The 21,802-nt window shown below is 67.6% G+C and carries 20 protein-coding genes and 2 pseudogenes; 10 read left to right on the forward strand and 12 right to left on the reverse strand.

Going from position 1 to position 21,802, the window contains the following annotated elements:
• Window positions 1-33 precede the first annotated feature (33 nt).
• From ACZ4NT_RS05085 to ACZ4NT_RS05095, 3 genes are all read right to left on the reverse strand, one after another.
• The gene (locus ACZ4NT_RS05085) at window positions 34-594 is read right to left on the reverse strand and encodes a dihydrofolate reductase family protein (protein WP_467723513.1); all 561 of its coding nucleotides are present in this window, start codon (window positions 592-594) and stop codon (window positions 34-36) included.
• Between the two features lie 712 nt (window positions 595-1,306).
• Window positions 1,307-1,624, reverse strand: a complete 318-nt coding sequence (locus ACZ4NT_RS05090) for an Imm21 family immunity protein (protein ID WP_467723515.1) — start codon at window positions 1,622-1,624, stop codon at window positions 1,307-1,309.
• 44 nt (window positions 1,625-1,668) lie between these two features.
• A complete protein-coding gene (locus tag ACZ4NT_RS05095) occupies window positions 1,669-2,016 on the reverse strand; it encodes a DUF1330 domain-containing protein (RefSeq protein WP_121408741.1) in 348 nt (115 codons plus the stop codon).
• Between the two features lie 332 nt (window positions 2,017-2,348).
• On the opposite strand from ACZ4NT_RS05095, the gene ACZ4NT_RS05100 reads away from it, so the two are divergent.
• Window positions 2,349-2,534 carry a hypothetical protein gene (locus ACZ4NT_RS05100; protein WP_467723517.1) on the forward strand — a complete coding sequence of 62 codons (186 nt, stop codon included), beginning with the start codon at window positions 2,349-2,351 and terminating at the stop codon, window positions 2,532-2,534.
• 749 nt (window positions 2,535-3,283) lie between these two features.
• Here the strand turns inward: ACZ4NT_RS05100 and ACZ4NT_RS05105 are convergent.
• Both ACZ4NT_RS05105 and ACZ4NT_RS05110 read right to left on the reverse strand, forming a co-directional pair.
• Window positions 3,284-4,222, reverse strand: coding sequence for a sigma-70 family RNA polymerase sigma factor (locus ACZ4NT_RS05105; RefSeq protein WP_467723518.1), 939 nt, complete (start codon window positions 4,220-4,222; stop codon window positions 3,284-3,286).
• A 10-nt stretch (window positions 4,223-4,232) separates the two neighbouring features.
• A pseudogene (locus ACZ4NT_RS05110) lies at window positions 4,233-5,423 on the reverse strand (NAD(P)/FAD-dependent oxidoreductase).
• 1,957 nt (window positions 5,424-7,380) lie between these two features.
• On the opposite strand from ACZ4NT_RS05110, the gene ACZ4NT_RS05115 reads away from it, so the two are divergent.
• The 5 genes from ACZ4NT_RS05115 (at window position 7,381) to ACZ4NT_RS05135 (ending at window position 12,023) form a co-directional block, all read left to right on the forward strand.
• Window positions 7,381-7,674, forward strand: a complete 294-nt coding sequence (locus ACZ4NT_RS05115) for a hypothetical protein (protein ID WP_467723520.1) — start codon at window positions 7,381-7,383, stop codon at window positions 7,672-7,674.
• A 943-nt stretch (window positions 7,675-8,617) separates the two neighbouring features.
• Window positions 8,618-9,136 carry a hypothetical protein gene (locus ACZ4NT_RS05120; protein ID WP_467723522.1) on the forward strand — a complete coding sequence of 173 codons (519 nt, stop codon included), beginning with the start codon at window positions 8,618-8,620 and terminating at the stop codon, window positions 9,134-9,136.
• Window positions 9,137-9,330: 194 nt separating this feature from the next.
• Window positions 9,331-9,765, forward strand: coding sequence for an NUDIX domain-containing protein (locus ACZ4NT_RS05125; RefSeq protein ID WP_467723524.1), 435 nt, complete (start codon window positions 9,331-9,333; stop codon window positions 9,763-9,765).
• Between the two features lie 472 nt (window positions 9,766-10,237).
• Complete coding sequence (locus tag ACZ4NT_RS05130; RefSeq protein ID WP_467723526.1) at window positions 10,238-10,786, forward strand: DUF4262 domain-containing protein; 549 nt, start codon at window positions 10,238-10,240, stop codon at window positions 10,784-10,786.
• 1,105 nt (window positions 10,787-11,891) lie between these two features.
• A complete protein-coding gene (locus ACZ4NT_RS05135; protein ID WP_467723528.1) occupies window positions 11,892-12,023 on the forward strand; it encodes a hypothetical protein in 132 nt (43 codons plus the stop codon).
• A gap of 15 nt (window positions 12,024-12,038) precedes the next feature.
• On the opposite strand, the gene ACZ4NT_RS05140 is transcribed toward ACZ4NT_RS05135, so the two are convergent.
• Window positions 12,039-12,404 carry a hypothetical protein gene (locus tag ACZ4NT_RS05140; RefSeq protein ID WP_467723530.1) on the reverse strand — a complete coding sequence of 122 codons (366 nt, stop codon included), beginning with the start codon at window positions 12,402-12,404 and terminating at the stop codon, window positions 12,039-12,041.
• 666 nt (window positions 12,405-13,070) lie between these two features.
• Window positions 13,071-13,697: a hypothetical protein gene (locus ACZ4NT_RS05145; RefSeq protein ID WP_467723532.1), complete on the reverse strand. Its 627-nt coding sequence runs from the start codon at window positions 13,695-13,697 to the stop codon at window positions 13,071-13,073.
• 402 nt (window positions 13,698-14,099) lie between these two features.
• Here ACZ4NT_RS05145 and ACZ4NT_RS05150 point away from each other — a divergent pair, with 402 nt between their 5' ends.
• The 4 genes and pseudogenes from ACZ4NT_RS05150 (at window position 14,100) to ACZ4NT_RS05165 (ending at window position 18,445) form a co-directional block, all read left to right on the forward strand.
• Entirely contained in the window at window positions 14,100-14,585 is a 486-nt protein-coding gene (locus tag ACZ4NT_RS05150; RefSeq protein WP_467723534.1) for a hypothetical protein, read from the forward strand.
• Between the two features lie 75 nt (window positions 14,586-14,660).
• Window positions 14,661-15,474 (forward strand): annotated as a pseudogene (locus ACZ4NT_RS05155) (IS5 family transposase).
• An 821-nt stretch (window positions 15,475-16,295) separates the two neighbouring features.
• Window positions 16,296-16,505 (forward strand): hypothetical protein, encoded by a 210-nt coding sequence (locus ACZ4NT_RS05160; RefSeq protein WP_467723536.1) that lies wholly within the window; start codon window positions 16,296-16,298, stop codon window positions 16,503-16,505.
• Complete coding sequence (locus ACZ4NT_RS05165) at window positions 16,502-18,445, forward strand: ATP-binding cassette domain-containing protein (protein ID WP_467723538.1); 1,944 nt, start codon at window positions 16,502-16,504, stop codon at window positions 18,443-18,445. Before ACZ4NT_RS05160 ends, ACZ4NT_RS05165 begins: the two co-directional genes overlap by 4 nt.
• Before the next feature lie 649 nt (window positions 18,446-19,094).
• Here ACZ4NT_RS05165 and ACZ4NT_RS05170 read toward each other — a convergent pair.
• The 5 genes from ACZ4NT_RS05170 to ACZ4NT_RS05190 all read right to left on the reverse strand — a co-directional run bounded on the left by ACZ4NT_RS05170 (window position 19,095) and on the right by ACZ4NT_RS05190 (window position 21,799).
• Window positions 19,095-19,346, reverse strand: coding sequence for a hypothetical protein (locus tag ACZ4NT_RS05170; protein ID WP_467723540.1), 252 nt, complete (start codon window positions 19,344-19,346; stop codon window positions 19,095-19,097).
• A 488-nt stretch (window positions 19,347-19,834) separates the two neighbouring features.
• A complete protein-coding gene (locus ACZ4NT_RS05175) occupies window positions 19,835-20,188 on the reverse strand; it encodes a hypothetical protein (protein ID WP_467723541.1) in 354 nt (117 codons plus the stop codon).
• Window positions 20,189-20,276: 88 nt separating this feature from the next.
• Window positions 20,277-20,522: a DUF2283 domain-containing protein gene (locus ACZ4NT_RS05180; protein ID WP_010988952.1), complete on the reverse strand. Its 246-nt coding sequence runs from the start codon at window positions 20,520-20,522 to the stop codon at window positions 20,277-20,279.
• Between the two features lie 69 nt (window positions 20,523-20,591).
• Window positions 20,592-21,356, reverse strand: coding sequence for a transposase family protein (locus tag ACZ4NT_RS05185; RefSeq protein WP_467723544.1), 765 nt, complete (start codon window positions 21,354-21,356; stop codon window positions 20,592-20,594).
• Between the two features lie 284 nt (window positions 21,357-21,640).
• A complete protein-coding gene (locus ACZ4NT_RS05190; protein WP_467723546.1) occupies window positions 21,641-21,799 on the reverse strand; it encodes a hypothetical protein in 159 nt (52 codons plus the stop codon).
• Window positions 21,800-21,802: the final 3 nt, after the last annotated feature.

The raw sequence follows: 21,802 nt of genomic DNA on the forward strand, positions 1-21,802 counted from the left end.
ACCCGATCCGCCCCGGCCCGGCGGCACGGGCGCTCACGGCTGGGTGCGGTAGCGGAGGTAGACCACGCCGCTGGTGAGCCGGCGTTCGTCCAGGAGCTCCAAGTGGAGCCGGGCCCCTTCGGGGAGGAAGGGCTTGCCGCCGCCCAGCACGGCGGGGCCGACGAACAGGTGGTACTCGTCCACCAGCCCTGCAGCGATCGCGTGGGCGGCGAGGGCGGCCCCGCCGACGGTGAGGTCACGTTCGGAAGATGCCTTCAGCCGCCGAACGGCCTCGGGGTCGAAGTCGCGTTCGATCCGGGTCCGGGTGGTGGAAGCCGACTCCAGCGTCCCGGAGTACACGACCTTGTCGGCCGCCTGCCAGATCTCCGCGAACTCCCGCGCCCCGGGCGACTGGCCCGCGATGGACGGGTCGGTCTCCCAGACGGCCATCATGTCGTACAGCCGGCGCCCGTACAGGTAGGTCCCGACCGGCCGCAGCACATCGTTGATGAAGGAGTAGTACTCCTCGTCCGGTACCGCCCAGTCGAAATTGCCGTCCGCGTCGGCGATGTAGCCGTCGAGGGATACATTGAACATGTAGATCAACTTGGCCATGCGAGCCTTCTCCCAGGTCGGGGCCACGTGTATGTCCCGCAGCACACTAGCCCGCGCCTGTGACAACGCCCGGCGAACGGCACGGTCATCGCTGCGAAGAGCTGCGTCTGGGACTGCCGTGGCACTGACGATTCCGCCCGGCCCGTTCACGGACCCGGCCGCGCAGCCGGTAGTCCGGCTCGGTGACCAACGCGCCGTCGCGCCCACGGCGGAAGAAGGCATATACCCGGTCCGACGCCGGGAAGACTGCGGGATCGCCCGCCACTTGATGCCGTTGTCGACCAGATAACACCGCATCCAGCATCTCCCGGTGGCAGTAACCCTCCAGGCGGCCACCGCGGCCTTCCAGACAGGCCAGCACCGGCAGAGCCGTGCGCACCACCGCCCACTCGGCGTCCGTCAGATCCGACGGATACCGGCGCACCCGCACCGGAGGGTCGGCGGCAGTGCCGAGCGGTGCGCGAGACGCTCACACGAGCGCACCGAGGAGTTGGACTCCACGCCGGTTCCGCGTACTAGAAGTCTCCTTCGTCTTACCGGTTCTACGTTCAGGGTCGCAGTACCAGCTTCATCTCGTGGCAGCAAGCCCTGGGGGATGACCTGGGGCTCAAGGGGGCCCCAGCAGACCGTGGACCTGAACCCGACACGGCAGACGTGAACTCGGGCCACGCTGAAGTTCGCGACGTCCCACCGCTGACCGTGCACGAGCTCGTCAGGGCGTGCACCACGCGAGGCTCGGCATCGCCCATCTGCACAGCCTTGCTCGCCGCGACTGACCACCCCCGCCGAAGCACTGTCCGTTCAGATTCGGCGGGCAGGGGAATTGGACCAGGCTGACCCAATTCCCCTCGTCCACCTTGGCATGGGCGGCGCGGACCCTCCAGCGGCCGGCGGGCAGTGGGACCGGTGCCTCACTGGGCCTCCCCCCATCGGGGTACTCGACGCCCAGGTCGGAACCCGCTTCGGCGGAGTCCGTGAGCACCGCCGGACCGTCCGAGACCCAGGTGCCGCACGGCCAACATCGTTCCACCGACCTCAGTTCGTCATCTGCCGCTGGCCTGGCCGAGCCGAGGGCTACTCGGCAGGCAGGGCCTCTCGCATCGCCTTCGCGGTGGCAGTCGGGTCGTAGCCCTCCGGGACGCCTTCCACAAGGATGATGTCGCCCTCGATGTGCCGCGAGCGCAGCGGTGCGATCTCCCGGTATGCGGGTGAGTCCCACCAGGCCCGCGCCTCGGCGATCCCCGGGAAGCCAATCAGCACAACGTGCCCGGGCCAGCTGCCTTCCTTCACCTCGTGCTGCGTGGCGTGCACGAGGAAGCGTCCGCCGTACGGCTCGAAGGTGGTGGGGATGCGCTCGATGTACTCAGCGATCTCCGGGTGCGAAGCGGCCTCTTGCAGGTGAGCTAATGCGTAGGCAGGCATGGTGTCCTTCCGGTCGGTCGAACTCTGTACGCCGGGAGCATGGCATGCCGACGCACTGGGGTCGATGACCTAACAGGTAAAGTGGACGCGCCCGCACCTCGGACTGGCGGCGCACATGCCCCCTACTGCCCGATCGGACGGCGAGTGGCCGGATCAACGGGCAACAGTGGCGAACCCCCCTTGAATCAACAGTATGGCCACGTCACCAAGAGGCCACTGAGCACTGCTCATCATGGCCACCCGGTCTCGCCCCAGCTTCAAGGAGGGCGCCGCGACAGCAGGTCGACTGGACCCGCGACGTCTTCTACGGCGCGGACATCCGCGCATCGGCCGTGGACTGGTTCACGAACCAGCTCCGAGAGATCGCCCGGATTCCCGCTTCCAACGACGACGGAGACCGCATCCGGGGCCTGGTCCTTGCCAGCCACGACGTCGACGGGACGAGAGAGTGGCAGGTCCGCGAAGGCCAGCTCGTCATCTCGCCCGCCGAAACCAGACACCAGTACCTCGATGAATAGCCCCACCCATTCCGAGTTCCAATACCCGACTCCACCATTACATGTGCGCGCGGAGCACATCGGGGGGCAAGGAGCGGGTGGCCGGCAGCCTGGGCGTCGGCGGGCCGGGCCCACCTGATGCACTGGCAGCTGCGGGCGAGGGCGACGGAGCTCGGCATTGCAACGGCGGTGGGGATGCGCCGGCGTCTGGCCGCGGCCGGTCTGACGGTCAGTGCGGGTAAGATGTCGCACCTGTGGTCGGGTACACCTCTCACGGTCCGGCTCGCTGACCTTGAGGTGATCTGCACGGTATTTGGCCTGCGAGGACGCGGACCTGCTGGTCCGGAAGTCTTCCACCGCTGCTGTGCCCGCGGTTGAGTGTCAGACGGAAGGGTGTTCACCCCGTACCGGTGCTGGCGACGGTGCCAGTGTGCGGGCAGGATGGCTGAAACGGCCGGTGCCACCACTGTGAGCGAGAAGCGGTCCTCTCAAGCGAAGCACCCCTGCGTCGGCGGGGAGGACTTCACCGAACCAGTCCTCCTTGGCGTGGACCGCGAAGCACCCCAGCGTCGGCGGGGAGGACGGCGCCATCCTCTGGCTCCGCCGAACAACGCCGAAGCACCCCCGCGTCGGCGTGGAGGACGGTCAGTACGGTGACCTTCTCGTCGAGCTGCGGGTGTGACTTCGAGCGATAGGTGGCCAGGGGCGCTGTGATCCGTCCTGGTTAGCCCTCCGTGACGATTCGTCGTTGGCTACTCCGGTGGCTCCGGTCACCATGCGTTGATGACCGGCGCGTCGGGTTCGTGCTGCTGCCAGGCCTCGTTGAGGCGCGCGAGCCGGTCCGAGGCGGCGATGCCGAGCAGGGACGCGACCTTGCCGTCGTTGACTTCGAACGCCACAGCGCCCACGATCCGGTCGTCGACCACGGCGAGGACGGCCGGGGAGCCGTTGACCAGGGCGATATGCATCGCGGGCGAGCCACCGGCCAGCCGCCGCTTCGCCGGCGTGGGCTTGAAGCCGGCCCGCACGTAGGAGGCGACCCGCTCGCGCGTCTTGTACCGCAACAGCCGCGTGCCCAGTCCGGCGCCGTCCGAGACCGCCGTTACGTCGTCGGTGAGCAGCGCCACCAGCCGTTCAGTGCGCCCCGACGTGGCAGCGGCGAGAAATTCCTCGACGACCCGGCGCGCGGACGCGGGGTCGACCTCGCCGTCGCGGCGGCGCTCGGCGGCGACCCGGATCCGGGCCCGGTGGATGTGCTGCTGGCTCGCAGACTCGGTAATGTCGAGGATCCCGGCGATCTCGGCGTGGCTGTACGAGAAGGCCTCACGCAGGACGTAGACGGCCCGTTCAGCCGGCGAGAGCCGCTCCATCAGGGTCAGGACGGCGAAGGACACCGATTCGCGCTGCTCGAACGTGTCGGCCGGGCCGAGCATGGGATCGCCCTCAAGGAGCGGCTCGGGCAACCAGGTACCTGCCGCTCGCTCGTGGCGCGCCTGCGCCGAGCGGAGCCGGTCCAGGCAGAGATTGGTGACGACCTTGGTCAGCCACGCTTCCGGCACCTCAACCCGTTCGCGGTCTGCGGCCTGCCAGCGCAGGAAGGTGTCTTGCACGGCGTCCTCGGCGTCGGCGGCCGAGCCGAGCAGACGGTACGCGAGCGAGGCCAGCCGGCCCCGGCTGGCCTCGAACCGATCGATGGCTGCGCTGTCCATGCTGAACAGCCTATGCAGCGGCCCTTACACCGGCCCGGTCAGGCGCGGTGACCAGGCGGCGCTTGGGCTTCGGCATGCCGAAGGTCGGGTGGGCGATGCCCTACCCGGCCCCTTTGAGTACGCCCGACTTCAGCCGCGCGGCAGTCCGGCCGCCCAGGTACCAGGACTTCGCCCCGACTTCTGCGTCCACCATCTGAAAGATCGCGTCCCGCCGCCCGAGGCTGATGTGGTTGCCGTGGTACTTCAGCCTGGTGGTCGGGACCTCGCTGCCCGTCAGGCGCGCGATGATCGCGGCGGTCGCCTGCATGGTGGTGACGCCGGCCGAGGCACAGGACATCGGCAGCGGCCGGCCGTTTTCGCCGATCGCGTAGGCGCAGTCACCGGCGGCGTAGACGTCCGGGTGGGAGACCGAGCGCATGGTGCGGTCGACGACGATCTGGCCCGTCTCGGCGACCTCCAGGCCGCTGGCGGCCGCGATGGGGTGCACGGCGAACCCGGCCGACCACACGGTCACGTCGGCCGGGATGGATGTACCGTCGGCGGCGATCGCCCGTGTCGGCTCGACGGCTTCGATGTCGGTGTGCTCGTGGACGGCGATGCCGAGCCGGTCGAAGGCGTGGCGCAGGTGACGGCGGGCCTTCGGGGAGAGCCAGACGCCCAGCTCGCCGCGGGCGGCGAGCGCGACCGAGAGGTCGGGCCGGGACTCGGCGAACTCGGTGGCGGTCTCGATGCCGGTCAGCCCCTCACCGACGACCAGCACGGTGCTGCCCACGCCCAGTCCAATCAGGCGCTCGCGCAGACGCAGCGCCGAGGACCGGCCGGTCACGTCGAAGGCGTGCTCGGCCACGCCGGGGACGCCATGGTGGGCTACGGAGCTGCCGAGCGCGTAGAGAAGCGTGTCGTACGCGAGCTCGCCATCACCGTCCTCGCCGGTCACAGCGACGGTCCTGCGCCCGGGGTCGACGCCGGTGACGCGCGCCAGGCGCAGCCGCACCCCGGTGCCCTCGAAAACGTGGGCGAGCTTGCGGAACGCGAGGTCCTGGCCGATCGCGAGCTGGTGGAGCCGCATCCGCTCAACGAAGTCGGGCACGGCGTTGACGACGGTGATCTCGATATCCGAGGGGGAGAGCCGGCGGGCCAGGATTCCGGCGGCGAAGGCCCCGGCATATCCGGCGCCGAGTACGACGATGCGGTGCTTCATAGCGTTGCTCCTGTCTCGTTCGCGTGCTCTTCGAACGAGACGGCGCCCCGATTGCTGACAGGAGCCGGGTGTGACGCGGGTCACCGAACTAGGACGAGCGGCTGGGCCTCCGACAGGCGTTGAGGTCTGTCTTGGGCGGTCGAAACGGGGCGATGGCTAACCATCGGTCGGCGTCACATCGGGCATGGTTGCTGACCTGGCTGATTGCTTGGTCATCCGGCGAGGGCGAGGTTGTGCAGGCAGGCAACGCCGAGCATACGGAACCTGCGGGCCCGCCGGCAGCCACTGATGAGCGAGCGGCACGGCACCCGTCTGAGGTGCTCGCCAAGCTCAGGAGCTGAGGGGAGCGATCCGTCGAGAAGAACCTCCGGCCGGACCACACCGCCGACTCCTGCCCCGCCCACTGGAGGTAGGGGGAGCAGTTCTGCTCGGGTAGGTGGGAGCCGTCGCGAGACGGTCGTCTCGACGCGGCGGACCGGCGTTAGCCACCACCGTTCTTCGCCTGCGCCGTTGGGGGGTAATGGCGAGGGCGGCGGGGTAGAGGACCTGCTGGCCGAAGCGGGCTCGAGCGCGGTCGGCGACGGCTTCGATCGCGAGGGGTTTGTCATCTCCGGCGTCGAAGGTGAGCTGCCGGGTGGCGTGGCCGTCGGGGCGCAGGTCGTCGGTAGGTAGCGCGATGCTGCGGACGCGGGCTCGCTGGAGGCCACGAACGGGTTGGAGGACGTAGGCGGCAGGCTCGACTGCTACCAGGCTTCCGTGATGAACCGCAGTGCTTCTACTTCGATGCCTGTAGCTCGATGAGGACAATTGGACTGAGGGCTTCGTTCGAGTTCCGCCGGGCGAGTAGGCCGGTGGGCAGGCCGCCTTGCTGGCGGTCCTGCTGCTCTGTCGATGCGCCGACGCTTGGATCCGGGTTTCGGGGAAGAGAGGCTGTTGACAGTGGCAGCCTTGGTCCGGCGGATCTCCAAGCGACCGTGGCCGTTTCCCCGGGCGCGGCCCTGAAAAGGGGATGCCTTTCCAGAGCGGGGACTTGAGGGGTCGGCGCAGCTTCTTCCGGTGGCCCTTGACGATCACGGTGCGGGGGCGCCCGTGCCGAGGAGGTTGTCGGCGTGCTCATTCACTGGCGTCTCGCTGAGAAGGCCCCGTTGCCGTCTTGCCTGTCGATGGGCCGCTTCCGGCCAAGCTGTGCGCGGGGTCTTGTTCCTGGATCTTGCGATGTGCTTATGGTGGTTTCTGCATTCCGGCGGTCCTGACTACTCCGCCGGTGGCACCCAATCACCTAAAACGGGGGAATGGCGTCGCCATGGGGGAAGTGCACTGCCGTGCCGCAGTGGCCGGTTTTCACGTAGCCAGAGTCGACCTTTCGTGCATTGAGGCCAGCCGTAGGCAGTAGCGCCGGCGGCAGCCATTCTCGTCGCTGCCCCATGTCTCTGAATGTTTCATCCCGGGTGGCATACTGCCGTGCCCGCCTCAGATGAAGCTGGCACCGGCCAACTCGCGATCAGAGACACGCGAGCACACGTTACGAGGCCCGTAAATACCCACCTTGTACTGGCCGCCCGCGGACTCGACCCCGTCGTCGACCCCTTCGAAGTGTCCCTGTCCGGTACGTCACAGCGTAGCCCTGACAAGGAAAACGAGCTGTTCGAGATCTGGAACAAGCTGCGCACGAACAACTGGTTCACCATGGCGACCGTGCCCTATGTGCACGTGACGTGTACCACGCGTCACTCATCAACCTGCCCCGGCCTAGCCTCAGTACCTCGGATGCAGATACCGAGGAGATTCTGATCCGATACCAGGGCACGACCGCGGATGTAGAAAAGGAAGGGAAGAAGCGCATGGGCCTCTACCGCGTTTTTGAGAAGTACTACGCACCGATGCGCGAGCACCTCGGATGACGGTCGGGTCGGCTCGAGTCCCGGTCGGGGCGAACGTTCTTCTTGGCGTCTTCGCCATGGTGCCCCTGCACAGCGCCTGGTGGCTGCTGAACCACCGGCTGTTCAGGGGCGGGTTCGTCGACGGGCAGCCCAGCACGCTCTTCGCAGTCTGCGGAGCCGATTGCGACCGGGTTGGGCTGGCAGGACTTGCGCTGGCTGTCACCGGCGCGCTGGTCCTGCTGGCGGTCCTCGTCGTTGATGTCCTGATCCCTTCTCATCGCCGCAGGCCGCTGCGCCCGTGGCTCATGGGCACGCTCCTCATTCCCCTCCCGTATGCCTTGTTCCAAGCCGTCTCTGTCGTCCTTTCCTGAATCGGGGTCACATTCATGAGCGCTGGCATTGCGCGTCGCACCGTGCTTGGGCACGGTGCGGCCTTGGCCGGCGGCGCCGCTCTGGCGTCGATCGCGGGCACTACCTTGCTGGCTCCTGCCGCCCAGGCCGCCGACGCCGGTCCAAATCCGGAGCGGAACCGGGTCCTGACCGCGAGACCGTCCGCGAACGGGTGGGAGATGGAAAAGGTCGCCGACTGTGGCGGCTCCATCTGGACCCGCCCCATTGCGGGAACCGGCTTGACAGCCGCTGTGCGCATAGGGGACGTGCAGTCCGCCGGCCCCGCATGCCGAGCATCACGCACGGGCACACCCTTGAGGTGGAACGCTCGGCGGCGCCACTCCCGGAAGCCGTCACAGTGCCGCTGGCCCAGCTGGAAATAGAGATCGGGAAGCTCGCGAAGTCCTCGCCGCTGGCGGCACTCCGCGCGGCCCGGCGAGGGAGGTCCTCGCGGTGCAGACCGCGTACTGGCCGGCCCGCGACGCGCGCAGGGACGCAGACCTCGGTCACGCCGCCGTGGCGCTCGGTCTGGACGAGCGCGGGGCGCGGGCCCTGCTGGCCGCTCCATCCGCTGGAGCCCCTGCCGCTGAATATGAAGCCGCGGCGTACAAGGTCGAGCGTGCCATCGTGGGTGGCGCCTCTGGTCCGTTGCTCCTCCGTGGCTACGGACCAGACGCCCTTGATCCCGATCGTCCGGACGGAGGGCTGGCGGACGCTGGCCTCGCGGGGCGAGGCGGGCCAGCAGGGTGCCGTCGAAAGCCAGCAGCAGAGATGCCTTGCCGTCCGTACGGCTGATCCCGCTGGCGAGCGCGTCACGGGCGTCGTCCGCAGACCGCGACCACGAATGGATCTCTAGCCTACCGCCGATGAGTCCTTTCCGGGCGTCCGTTATGTTTCCGGTCTCGTAGACAGAGGGGAGATGCTGTGCCGGAACACTTGGGGCCGCTGGAGCTTGTGGGGGACCGGTGGGTGATCGGGGATGCGACGCGGAAGGACGGCCTCTCCATTCTGCTTACGCCTGGAGGGCTCGAACATCACCGGCGCGGAGAGACGGCAGCTTTGGTCTCTGCTGAGTGGACCCAGTTCGTGGAGTTGAGGATGCGAGCCGCGTACCGGAGGTGGCAGGCCAGCCCTGGCGCGGGCATCTTCGTACAGCCCGGTGCCGACTTCGGCCGTGACGGCTGCTCCCTGCTCGGCGTCCGGCGTGAGCCCTACGAACCATGGTCGGTTCGGTACACACATCACGCACGTCGCTATAAGGGTGGCCACGTCATCGTGCTCAAGAGGCTGTTCAACGAGCTCACCGAGGCCAAGGCACTTGACCGGCTTGGTGATTCTGAGTGGCTGGGGGCGGCGGTTGCAAAGCTCGCCCCGTATACCTCGTGGTACGCACCCAAGGGTATTGAGCTGGTGAAGGAGACCATCCGAAGTCTTGGCGTGTGAGCTGACGACCGTGGTGAGTGTCCGCTCAAGCCTTGTCCGGCTGTCGCTGAGGTTCGACGTTAATCGGCCGTACGCCCATGCTGGTGTCAGCCGTTGATGTCAGACGCTCCTGGCGCCCTTGCCGTCGGCGTCTCTCCAAGTCTCAGGCTGGCAAACCGAGTTCCTCGCGAGGTCGGACGCGCTATGTTCGCGACATGAAGATCCGGCGCAACGTTCGCGCGGTTCTGCTCGATGGCCATCACCTAGTGTTCCTGCATCGAGGTTGGCCAGGTGGGCCTTCCTACTACGAGACCGTCGGCGGAGGCGTCGAACCAGACGACGCGGACCTTGAAGCGGCCCTACGCCGTGAAGTCATGGAGGAGATCGGCGCCACGATCGGCCCTGTCACTGAGTTTCTCACCGTGACCGACCCGGGTGAGAGGGTCACAGTCGTGCGTCACTACTTCTTCGCTGACGTGCTGGACATGGATCTGGACCGCCGTAACGGTCCTGAAATGCATGATCCGGACGTAGGGGACTTCTCGCCAGTTCGAGTCGCGCTGGAGGTGCCAGCGATTGCATCGCTGGCACTACAACCGCCTGAACTCGCCGATTACCTCCGCGATCACGTCAGGTCATGGCGCGCCTGACAACCAGCGGGTCTTTCGAATCCACCACTGACTCCTGCTCGCATCCCGTCCGCCGTCGACCCACACACCGGAGAGCGAGCGTGGTTCATGGCGTCCAGGTGGAGCGCGCCACCGTACGAACGACCTGGATGTCATGGGCCGCGTCTCCGGGCCGGACGGCGGGCGGTTCGAGGCGTGCAGTGCTCGGGCGGGATGACCAGTGCAAGCTCACCGGGATGCTCCTTGTGAGGTCAGGTGGCCAGCTGGTGCTTGGCCGACGGCAGGGTGTAGGTGGTGGGGTCGGCGGGTGTGCCGTCGTGGCATTCGAGGCAGCTTCTCCTAACTGCTGGTGCCTGCATGGCGGCGTGCCTTGCTTCGTACGCGAGAACAGGTTGTGGTACAGATCTTGCGAGCCGTTGCGGAGGGCGATGGCGTCGAGAGGGGGCCAAGCCCCAGTGGCTCGACGTGAGGGCTCACCTCGTACCCTCCGAACATGACTGATGATCCGTTCCAGTGCCGCTGTGTCCTCTGCCATGACTATGGCGATCGGGACGAAGCGGACCGTATGGATCTGACGATCATCGAGCATGTGCAGCAGCACGGATGGCACGTCGTGATGGTTCCCGAAGACGAGATCGGTCCTGGATTCGCCTACACGATCGGCCTCGCGCACACGCACGGCGGACCTGAACTCGCCATGTTTGGGCTCGATGTCCAGGCCATGCACCGCATGCTCAACACGCTCGGAGAGAAGTCTGCCGCGGGAGAAGCGCTTGCGGACGGCCAGAGCCATCCCGGTGTTATCCACGAGTACCAAGTCGCGCTCAGACGGGTCGATCGCAGCTGGCACCGGATCTTCTTCGGACAGGCCATCGGGTTCTACCGGCGGCCGCCTCTCCCCGTGCTCCAAGTCGCGTGGCCCGATGCCGAGGGCCGTTTCCATTGGGATGGACAGGCTGACGAGAGGCATCGCGACTCACAGCCTCAATTGTGGCTACCTTCGCGTGACCATCCTGTCGGGATCTGGACGGCCGAACTCTGATCTCAAGGGGCCGGGAAGCTGGCGAGCCGGCACCTGGGCGATGCGTCATTGAAGCAATTCCGCTTACGAAGGATCCGGCGGGGTGGAGACTGCGGTAGCGCGAGCAGCAATCTCTCGGAAGGTAGGGATTCCCAGGTCGACAGGCTCCTGCTTCCGGGAGATCTGGGCGTCGAGTTGGGCTAGCTTCTCCTCGGCGTGGGTCAGGCTGCTCTGCAGCCCCTCGGTCTCGCCGAGCCGGCCTTCCCTTTCGGCTTCCATGATGCGCGTGAGGAGGTTGTCGCGGATTTCGACAAGTCGGGGGGGCTGTCGCATGGACGATCAGGGCGGGGCATCGGACACAAGCGTGCTCGTGAGCACAGTCAGTTCCATATGCGCGGCCGCAGTCGCCCAGGGCGAGCTTGCGGCGTGCAAAGGGCCCGAGAAACTCTCCCCATTCCTCAGGAGTCACGGTGCGGTATTCATCGGCAGGCCGCAGTGCCCGGCGCCGGGCGATGAGCGCTCGATGTGCCTCGATGGCATCAGTGGGGCCGGCCCTAGATCGCGGCGTATCCCATCGTCGTTCCGATGTGGTCGTGACCCCCGATGACCTGGGTGCAGGGCAAGCTTTGGCAGGACGGCACCGCACTCTTCTACGTCATGTATGTTCCCGAGTTAAGCTTTCCCGGAGTGTCGATTTCCTGGTCCTCTCCGGCACCTACGCAACGGTCATTTTCCTCGTGTATTTCCCCCTGGGTATCCTCGTTCCCCGCCTGCGCCCTTGGGTCGCGGTCACGTCGATCGCATTCCACATCTCGATCGCGGTTTTCATGGGCTTGACGGGATTCGCCCTGACCATGGTGGCGTGCGACCTCATCTTCCTGAGCCACGGCATCAGCGAGCCTGGCCTGGACCGCTCGATTGTCGGTCCTCGTCAGAGCCAGGCTGGGATGGCCGAAAGAGGACACCGTGCCCGTGCCCCTGACGGACACTGCGGGTTGACCCGCACGCAGAGAACCGATCGAGGACACCATGGCAGGCCAGAAGCAGACCCCGCACAGCCTTGGCCAGCGCAGGGGCGGGGCCATGGCGGGCCTGTTCTGGATCACCCCGGAGTCCGTCTACTTGGGTGCTCCGCCCAGCACGACGCCCTCAGCTCGAACAGCACATCGCCGAGCTACGGCAACAACTCTCCGACCGCGACGCCGCTCGCGCCGCCAACCGGCACCTCATCGCCAACACGGCCAAGGGCAAGCTGTGAGAGGCCGTGCCCCCCTCAGGCCCGGTCCGTCAAGTCCTCAGCGAATACCTGAGACAGGGGCTGCGGTCCCACGTACTGCTGACAGTTGCATTGGCCGGCCTCGTAACGCAGCGGCTTCTTATTCTCGTCCCAGGCCGTCGGCACCTCGACGCCTTCATGGCACCGGCCCTGCTTGTCGTGCTTGGCGAGATGGTGCGTGCAACCGCACACGGCCTCCGGCGGCTTGTGCGCGGCTTCGATGGCCAAACGTTCCTGCTTCGCCGCCTCCAGCAACTCCAACTTGCGCTCATGCCGATTGCGCAGTGCGGCGCGGATGTTGTCGGCCGCCCACGCGAAGCCACCCGTCCAGAAGATGATCAGAACCCACCAGAACCAGTCCATGACTGTCCCCTCCCCCTGTTCTGCTGTGGGTCAGCATAGATGGCTCGTCGGAAGCGTCGTCTATTTCACGCAGGCATCTTCTGGTAAGCCGCATAAGTGCACGACACCTGTCGCATATGCCCGCCACCGCTTCCGCCCGCCCGAGCAGGAACAACCCGACCGGAGCGAACACCTACGGATCAGTGGCCGTACGGAAGGGCATGCCTCGAGACCGCGACGCCGCCGGAGACGGGGGACGGCCTCGAGCAGGACCGGGACCGCGGCTGGTTCCGCCGGCGACCCTGCCCCGGCACACCACGGGCCCCGGGGATCAGCGTCCTCCGGGCCCGGTCCGCGCCCCGGGCCTGGCTCGCGACCCGGGCCTACACCCTCTGAGCCCGCCGGGAATGCCTCGGATCGGTGCGGGGGAACGATGCCGCGAATCTGCTGTAAACCAAAACTCTTCAGCCGCCTGCACCTGGAGGTCCTCCCGGCGGATCTGTTTGACTAGCAGGTCGATCGCGATCCCCGAGACCGCGGTCACTGTGACGCCTACCAGGATCCACAGCCATAGCGCCACTGCGGCCACGCCCCCTTGGCTGATGCCCCAGATGCCACGACCGCAATGATGACTAAAGGGGAAGGGTGTAGTTCCCCTTAAGGGACGTCCCTGATCACGCGGTTGAGTCAGCGGTGCAAGACGTCCAGTGCTGCTCGTCCGCGGCGGACGTCCCTGAACAGGACGTGGCCCAAGCCCGCTGGCTTCGAGCAGTGTGGACCGTGTAGGTCGAGGTCCTCAAGTTCCGCGGGGAAAACGAAGTGCGGCCCGACATATGCCGGGTCGAAGGTGAAGCTCACTCTCGTGCCGCTGCCTTGTGGTGGATGAAACGCTTGGGGGGCGATGCGAGGCCGGATGCCGGTGTGGACTTGGCGCAACCCGCGCCCAGCGCACCACATCTCAACAGTCACCTGCCCGGACAGCGTGGCAGCAGCAGCCAATAGCCACCACTCGGGCCCAAGGAGGGAGCCGAAGTATCCGAAGACGGGAGCAACGGGGTCATGCCAGGCGTGCGGCTGGTCCATGGATATCGTGAAGCTGCTGTCGCTGGTGATCTCGAGGAGACCACGCAGTGTGTGCTCCCCGGCTACGCTTGCCGCTGGATGAAGCACGTGGCGGCCCACCGCGCATAGCAAGTTGGCTGGCAGCTTCGGATTTCCGGATCCCACCCCGAAGTACATACCCGGCCGTCTGCGCACGGCGGCATCGAACTCGAGCACCTCGATGTCGGCCGCGTCATAGGAATGGTCCGTCACGACCACACGCTATCGGCCTGGCAGGCCCATCTGAAGGTGCACTCGAAGCGGAAGTGCCTCGGGAGACCTGTAGGTGGGACCGGAGTATCGGCTACTTTGGCGGGTCGGTCCGTTTGCTCAGCGTCATGTCAGGCCGAGAGCTCGTAGTTGTGCTGGTCGGGGGTTGGGTAGAGGCGTTCGTGCTCGCGTGCGAGGTGATATGGCTAGTAGGCGTCGAAGTCACCGTTGCCGATGAGAGCGCGGAGCTTGAGGACGGCTTCGGCGCCGTCCAGGACCCAGCGGCTGCCGGTGGTGTCGAGGCGGTCGCCGATCAAGTGGCGTCAGGCGCTTTCGATCGGGCCGGTGGCGATCGGCCAGCCCGCGCTGAGCGCGGTGTCGTAACGGAGGTGGTCGAGGTGGCCGGTGAGGGAGCGGACGCAGGAGTTCGGCTCCCTCGCGCCGGGTCCCGTGCAGCCCTGCCTCATCGGCCTGAGCGGTGATCTCGGCGGCGGCGCGGGCGGCCTGGCCGTGGAGCATCGTGGTGAGATGGCCGGCGACCCAGGCTTCGACTTCGGGCGTGCCCACCTTGTGGAAGCAGTGTGCCGCGCCCCAGACGTCCTCGGCAACATGGACGAAGTCGAGCAGGACGCGCACCTCGAGATGGCGCCGGCCGGCTTCGGTCTGGATCAACTCAAGCTGGTGGCGGGCCCCGTCGACCAGTACCACCCAATTGCGCAGATGGTCCCGGTCTCGGGCGTGGGCCTGGTCGAACGCGGCGGCGATCACGTGCTCGGGCGGATGAACGAGGGAGGCGGTGAGCCACTTGTGGTCTGCCTTCGGCCTGGGACGAGGCCATCGCAGCGTGCCACGTCCCTCGAGCGGAGCGATCACATCGTCACCCCGTACTGACAACCAGCCACTACGCGAGTGATCCAGAAGAAACGGCCTAGGGGGTGTCTTTCCGATCATCAGATCGTTGGTCCGGTGGTGAGGGAAGCTGAGTTGTCTGATGCCGCGTGGGCGGTGATCGAGCCGTTGTTGCCACCGGCGGGCCGTGCCCGCGGGCGGTGGTGTGATCACCGTCAGGTGCTGGAAGGCATCGTGTTCAAGTTCCGCACCGGCGTGCCCGGGCGGGACCTGCCCGAGCGGTTCGGGCCTTGGCAGACCGTCCACGGACGGTTCGCCCGCTGGGCCGCCGACGGAATCTACGCCCGTCTCCTGGCCGCCGCCCAGACTCGAGGTGAGGTGGACTGGCTGGTCTCGATCGACTCCACGATCGTGCGGGCCCACCAGCACACCGCCGCCAAAGGGGGCTCGACGAACGGGCCCTCGGACGCTCCCGCGGCGGGCTGACCAGCAAAATCCACATGGCCTGTGACGGCCGCGGCCGACCCCTGGCATTCGTGCTCACGGCTGGCACCCGCAACGACTGCACCCAGGCCGAGACCGTGATCAGCCTGATCCACGTCGCGAAGGGCGGTCCCGGACGTCCGCGGGTGCGACCCGAGCGGGTCATCGCGGACAAGGGCTACTCGTCCCGGACCTTCCGCGCCTACCTCCAAGGCGCGGCATCAAGGCCACGATCCCCGAACGGGTCGACCAACTCGCCGGTCGGGCCAGGCGTCGTGAGCGGCCCTGCCGTTTCGACAAGACCGTCTACCGGCGACGCAACGTCGTCGAACGCTGCTCCCACCGCCTCAAGCAATGGCGCGGCATCGCCACCCGCTACGACAAACACTCCGTCCGCCACCACGCGGCAATCACCCTCGCCAGCACCCTCATCTGGCTCGACAAGTGATCGACAAGACGCTGCCTAGTAGTGACCTCGTGCGCGGCGCAACTCCCCAAGAACGCAGCGGGGGGAGGCACGTTCGAACGCAGCGGCTGATCTGCGGGCGCGGGCACGGATCGCGAGAACATCACCCGGGCGGGTGTCGGCCGCGTCGGAGGTTGCTGATGTTAGCCGCTGTCGCGGCCGTCCATGGGGTGACGCTCCGGGCGCTCACCCGGCCGCGAACCAGATCGAGCCACTCTCGCGGGCGCCGGATTCCGGGCCCGTTCGGTGAGTTCGCGAATCCTTTTTCCCGCCATCACCCCAGTTCAGAGACCTCCGATTCGCGGGTGGCGGCTGGCGGCAGGGCGCGCTCGGGATGACCGGATCACGGTGCTGATGACCGCGGATTGTCAGTGACGTGGACGAGGGTCCGTCCGCAGAGCACAGCCACATCGCACCGAAGGAGACGGGTGCTGTCGACGCGTCATGCAATCCGCCGCTCGGGCGACCGTCCCGCCGTCTTCCCCGAAACGTGTGAATCGAACGAAGTGAGAGGAGCCGCCCACGCAGACGGCGCTTGCCGTCCGCGTCCCGGCGTCGAACCTTTACTCGACTCGTCGCCCGCGGCTGCCCGTAGCGGCCCTGTGATCAGGTCCGTTGTCCGGGTGCTCTGCCCCGTTTCCGCAACCGAGGAGAACCGTGAATCCCGTCCGCTTGGCCACCTTTCACCCTGTCCTTGAGAACCCTCCTGCTGCGGCCGTCGAGGCTCTCGCGCACCGGCGGCCCGTCGATGCCCGCCGCGTCCTGTTCGCCGCAGCATCACGACCGTCATCGGGGTGGGGGGCATGACCAACCCGACCCCTCCGCCCCCCGCGGTGCTCGCATGGGCCAGCCGGGCAAACGGAGCCCGTCCTGCCGTCAAGGACGTCAGCCACCGGCGCGAGAACTCCCGCGTCTGGCGGCTCGACCTGACTAGGGCGCGCCGCTTCGACCCCCATTTCGCCGCACGCGGACGGCGCACCCTGGACAGGCTGATGGCGGGGGTGTTCGCATGACCGCATCACACCACCGCACCGACTCCCTGGCCGCCGGCGCAGCAGACGTCAACGGTGAGGCGGCGTCCGTCCCGGCCGCGCGGACGGGCCCTCCGCAGCCCTCCGCGCCGCCGGAGCTCGACTACAACGGGCGCAAACACCGGCGGGCGATGGACGACGCCACCTTGTGGGACATGACCCGCCGCATCCCCGCGGCCCTGAGCCAGACGGCCCGCCTGGCCTGGAGCGTCGACCGGCGCATGGCCCTGACGATCGTCGTATGCCAGCTGCTGTCCGGCATCGGTACGGCCGTGATGCTCACCGCCGTTGCGAAGGCTCTGCCGCAGCTGATGGTCGGCGACCCCCGCCAGGGCCTGGCCCATGCGTGGCCGGCGCTGACCGTCGCCGTCCTCGCGATGGCCACCGGAGCGTCCATGTGGATCCTCGCGGACTGGGCAACCCGGCGTCTGAATCCGCAGATCGCCTCCGCCGCGGACCTGCAGCTCGTTGATCTCCACATGCGGGCCGAACTCGCCGCCTACGACGCGGAAGGGTTCGGCGACCGGAGCCAGGCGGCGGAGATCGGCGCGCTGCGCGCCGTCGACCTCGCCGACGACGCCAAGACCCTCACCAACGGAGTCGTCCAGCTCGCCTCCGCAGCCGTGGTACTCACCACCCTGCACCCACTGCTCCTCGGTGTGCTGCTCCTGTCCGTCGTCCCCCGCGGCCTCGGCGGCGTGATCGCCGCCCGGGTCGACTACCGCGTCCACGACCAGACCGTCTCCGCCCGCAATGTCCGCGGCATGATGCGCTGGTGGCTGACGACGGCCGAGCTCGCCGACGAGCTGCGGGCCAACACCATGCGCGGCTACCTGCACTTCTGGTACCGGTCCATGTGTGACCGGGTCGAGATGCGGGAGGTCGCCGGGGCGCGCCCGTATCTGCGGATCACGCTGCTGGCCGCCTCGCTCGGCGGCCTGTTCACCCTCGGCATGTGGGCCTCGCTCGCCGGCCTGGTCCTCGCCGGGGGCATGACGACCGCGATCGCAGGCACCGCAGTCGTCGCCTCCCAGACCGCCGGCCGCGCCCTGAACTCGATCATCCGATACTCGACGGTCATGTTCCACCACGGGCTCTACCTCTCCGACTACTACGAGTTCATCGACGAGGTCCGCGCCATGACCACAGCCCGCGGCACCGCGCGGGCCAACCCCCCGCAGCAGATCCGCCTGGAAGGCGCCTCCTACACCTACCCGAGCAAGGAGGCCGCAGCCGTTCAGCCGATCACCCTCACCCTGAACCGCGGCGAAGTCGTCGCTCTCGTCGGGGAGAACGGCGCCGGCAAGTCCACGCTGATCCGCATGATCACCGGACTGACCGTCCCGACCGAGGGCAAGGTCCTGTGGGACGGCACCGACCTGGCCGGCGCCGACGCGGAGTCGGTGTGGCGGCACGTGGGCCTGGTGCCCCAGAAGAACGGGCACTGGCCGCTCGCCGCCCGGGAGAACATCACCCTGGGCCAGCCCCGCGAGCACGGCGACGAGCGGATCTGGGACGTGGCCGAACGGGTCGGCATGACCAAGGCCCTGCGTGAACTCCCCAAGGAACTGCAGACGCTGCTCGCCCGGTCGGTGTGGGGCGGCCACGAGCTGTCCGGAGGTCAGTGGCAGAGACTGGCCTGCGCGCGAGCGATGTACAGGGAGCCGGCAGTGCTCGTCCTGGACGAGCCGACCAGTGAGATGGACGCTCGAGGAGAGCACCAGATCTTCCAGGAGCTGCGGACCATGGCATCGGACCGGATCACTGTGGTGGTCACCCACCGCCTCGACAACGTGCGAATGGCCGACCGAGTGATCGTCCTCGACCAAGGGACCGTCCGGGAGCAGGGCTCCTTCGACGAACTCGTCGCGAGTGAGGGGAGTTTGCTCGGCGAGCTGTACGCCCTCGCCCAGGACCGCTGACCCGAGACCCCCAGCAGAGGTCCACGCGGGGCCGCGCAGCCGGCGCGGCCCCGCCACACCCCCGACGCCCTGGAGCGACACGCACAGCACCGAGCCCGAGGCCGTCAACGCCCCTGCCTGGACCATGTACGGCACCGCCATCTGCCTCGGAGCTGTGCACGCAGATTCGGTGATGTGTAGGGGGCCCAGTGCGGCATCAGCGGCCTGCCGGTAGAGGTTTTCGGCGTTTCATCATCTCCGGCCTCCTCCTGCACTTGGACCAGGGGCTGCAGGGCGTCGTTGTCTCCAAAGTCGGCAGCTTCTCGATACAGGGCTTCAGCGCCCTGCCAGTCCTCAGCTGCTTTTCGTGCTTCGGCTAGGCGTCGCAGGACGCGGGTGTCTCCGAGAGCGGCGGCATTGCGGGCCAGATTAAGGACCTGATGATCACAGTTTCGGACGTCGCCAGTCCGCACTGTGGCGGTTGCTCGGTCATCTCATGCAGGTTGCCGACCGTCGGCTGCGGTGGCGTCACCTGTGGCATTACTTCGGTGATCCATCAGGCGGAGTTCGACGCGATGAAGTTCGAGCTGGACCAAGCCATCCAGGTCGTCCGCGCCACGGCCGACGAGGAGTCGCAGACCCGCCTCGCGCCCGAGACGGTCGAGGAGGCCTACGAGTTCGAGCAGAAGCTCACCGCGGCCCTCGAAGAGGTGCGGAGTGTGAAGGCGGAGTGGCGGCCGGACTGCTGGCTTTTCACCGGGAGTGTGCAGGAGCCGCGCAGCTCGGTGTCGCTGTGTCGTACGGCGGTGTGCGACACCGTGGTCTCACCGGCCAACATCTTCTGCCCCTTCTGCAAGGAGGGGCAGAAGAAGTCGCCGCTGCCCGACGCGGAGTTCGCGCGGGCCTTTGTGCCGGCGCGCAACCGGATTGCCTTCGGCGGTGTTCCGGAGCCGTGCGGCTTCACGAAGGAAGGGCAGCGCTGTGTTCGGCCCCGCCACTGCAAGGAACTGTGCGTCACGCACTACACCCAGTGGAAAACCCACTCCACCCGCAAGACCGCCGGTCGGTGGGAGGACACCGCCGTCCCGTATGCCGATACCCCTGCCTGCCCGGCTCCTGCCTGCCCACTGCCGGGCCTGTACGGCCGGGGCCTGTGCCGGCATCATGCGCAGCGTTTCCGTGAGCACCGCCGTACTCACCCGGACGCGAACGTGGCGCCGTGGGCGGCGCAGCAGCCCCCGTATCTTGCCCCGCACCAGGTCAGTCTCCTGCCACTGCCCGAGCTGCTGCTGCGCTGGGAGGTCCTCTACGGTCTGCAGCAGGTGGATCCGTGGCTGCGGATCTTCGAACCCCCGCAGGTCCGCCGCATGGTGCGGGACCTGGCTGAGACCGGCACGCTCATCGGCGGCATCACGGACCAGCAGATGTGCCCGTTCCACCGACGCGGTCCTTCGGATGCTCGGCCGCGTGCGTACGGCGGTCAGGGCGGGCCATGCGCAGTACACCGGCACCGCGCCGACGCAGGACGATGTCCTGGACCTGCGGGCGCTCGGCCAGTGCTCCCGCACCCCGGCCGGCATCCGGCAGCCCAAGACCGTCGACCTTCGCACCATCCGGCAGCCGTGGCTGCGCGGCCTGCTGCGTACCTGGACCGTCCAGCAGCGCCCGGGAGCGGACGAGTTCGCCCGCACACTGCGCGGCGTGGAGCTCGCCTCCCGGGCTCTCGCGCAGCGCCCGGGAACCGACGACCCCACACGGCTTCACTACGACGACGTCACCGCCGTGGTCGACGCGATCCGCACGGCACTGAGCCTTTTTCAACCTGTTCGCCGCGAGCGTGGTGCTCGGCTGGTCATGCACCTTCGGTGTCAAGTCGCTCCGCGGACTGGAGCAGGTACTCGGGCAGTTTTGAACTGGCCGCCAACACCTCGATGCCGATGAGGCGGCCCTGCTCATCGAAGTCGAGGTTGATCATGCCGTCGACGTCCACTGGATCGCAGGGATACATGCGCGCGGACTTCACGCGGGCCTGCGGTTCGGTGAGGTACACGTACGCTGCGTTGACGGTCTTGTCGTAGGTGACTCTGACGTCTGTCACGGTGAGCGGTCTCCCTTGCTGTCATGGATGGTGGCGCTGTCCTTGTCCATGCCTCCGGCCGCAGCGATCTCAGGCTGCCGTGGCGAGGTGCAAGGCCAGGACGGCTTTGACGATGTCGGTGATGCGGGTGGTGCTGCAACGGAGTTTGCGCAGGAGCCGCCAACTCTTCAGGGTGGCGTTGGCCTGCTCTCCGACGGCTCGGATCTTGGCGTGGGAGGAGTTCACCGCCCGCTTCCCGGCTGGGAGCCTGCTCCAGCGGCCCCGATAAGGCACCCGGATCGTCCCCTGAGCTCCCTGATATCCCTTGTCGGCCCACGTCCGGATGCCGGCTTGGGTGAGAGCTTCGATGATGCCGTGGGTGCGTGCGGCCTTGATGTCGTGGACGGCACCTGGCAGGGCAGGTGAGGCCCAGAGCAGGCGCCCGAACGCGTCGGCGATGACCTGGACGTTCATGCCGTGGCGCTTGTGCTTTCCAGAGTAGTAGGGGCGGTCGGTGGCAATGCGGTCGATGCGCAGCAGGGTGCCGTCCAGGATCACGAATGCCTTGTTGGCGGCGACGGTCATGGCCTGCTGGAGGGTGGGGGCGAGGGCGGCCAGGACCTCAACCGCCTCGACTATGTACCGGTAGACGGTGGCCAGCCCGATCCCGAAGCCGGCCGCGAGCTGGTCGTACGTGTGCCCGCAACGCAAATGGGCCAGCGTGAGCAGAGCCTGTCGGTCCGCGGTCAGGCGGCGCCAGCGCGTGCCGCGCTCACGCCGCCGGGCTCTCAGCAGGTCGGACAGGTAGCGCAGGGTCGAGTTGGACAGATCGATCCCCGATGGGTAGACAAGCACGTGAAGCTCCGGGCGGACAGGTTGATCTTGGTCGACAACCCATCTACCAGGAGCTTCACCTTTTCCTCAACGCGGCCTTCAGCCAACCGACGTGCTACGCAACCAGGTTGGAAAAGCCTCAATGTGACCGGTGGCACGAGGCCGGTCCCACCGAGGGTGCCCGCCGGCATCTACCCACTGCCCTCGCCAGGCTCGGCATCGAGGGCGCGCGGCATCTTCGAACGGAGAGTCGTCGACCGAGTGGAGCCAGGATCATCCTGGCTCCACTCCGTGGTGCGCGCGTGTCACTGGAGCGACATGGCCGTCGCCGCCGCGGCGGGCGCCGGATGCACCACGCCGAGCATGCCGATCGCGCAGGCCGCCGCCGCCACGGCGGCGATCCGGGTCCACGAGAGAACGGGGAAGCCGCACCGCAGGTCTTCATCGACCTCCCCCTCTCGCATGTG

This window comes from Streptomyces sp. NPDC026417, assembly GCF_055567695.1.

Excerpts from the sequence above, each read along its gene's own strand:
- ACZ4NT_RS05105 (WP_467723518.1), bottom strand. The coding sequence starts at position 4,222 with ATGGACAGCGCAGCCATCGATCGGTTCGAGGCCAGCCGGGGCCGGCTG.
- ACZ4NT_RS05085 (WP_467723513.1), bottom strand. The coding sequence starts at position 594 with ATGGCCAAGTTGATCTACATGTTCAATGTATCCCTCGACGGCTACATC.
- ACZ4NT_RS05140 (WP_467723530.1), bottom strand. The coding sequence starts at position 12,404 with ATGGACTGGTTCTGGTGGGTTCTGATCATCTTCTGGACGGGTGGCTTC.
- ACZ4NT_RS05160 (WP_467723536.1), top strand. The coding sequence starts at position 16,296 with ATGACCAACCCGACCCCTCCGCCCCCCGCGGTGCTCGCATGGGCCAGC.
- ACZ4NT_RS05125 (WP_467723524.1), top strand. The coding sequence starts at position 9,331 with ATGAAGATCCGGCGCAACGTTCGCGCGGTTCTGCTCGATGGCCATCAC.
- ACZ4NT_RS05095 (WP_121408741.1), bottom strand. The coding sequence starts at position 2,016 with ATGCCTGCCTACGCATTAGCTCACCTGCAAGAGGCCGCTTCGCACCCG.
- ACZ4NT_RS05130 (WP_467723526.1), top strand. The coding sequence starts at position 10,238 with ATGACTGATGATCCGTTCCAGTGCCGCTGTGTCCTCTGCCATGACTAT.
- ACZ4NT_RS05190 (WP_467723546.1), bottom strand. The coding sequence starts at position 21,799 with ATGCGAGAGGGGGAGGTCGATGAAGACCTGCGGTGCGGCTTCCCCGTT.
- ACZ4NT_RS05115 (WP_467723520.1), top strand. The coding sequence starts at position 7,381 with ATGGTGCCCCTGCACAGCGCCTGGTGGCTGCTGAACCACCGGCTGTTC.
- ACZ4NT_RS05165 (WP_467723538.1), top strand. The coding sequence starts at position 16,502 with ATGACCGCATCACACCACCGCACCGACTCCCTGGCCGCCGGCGCAGCA.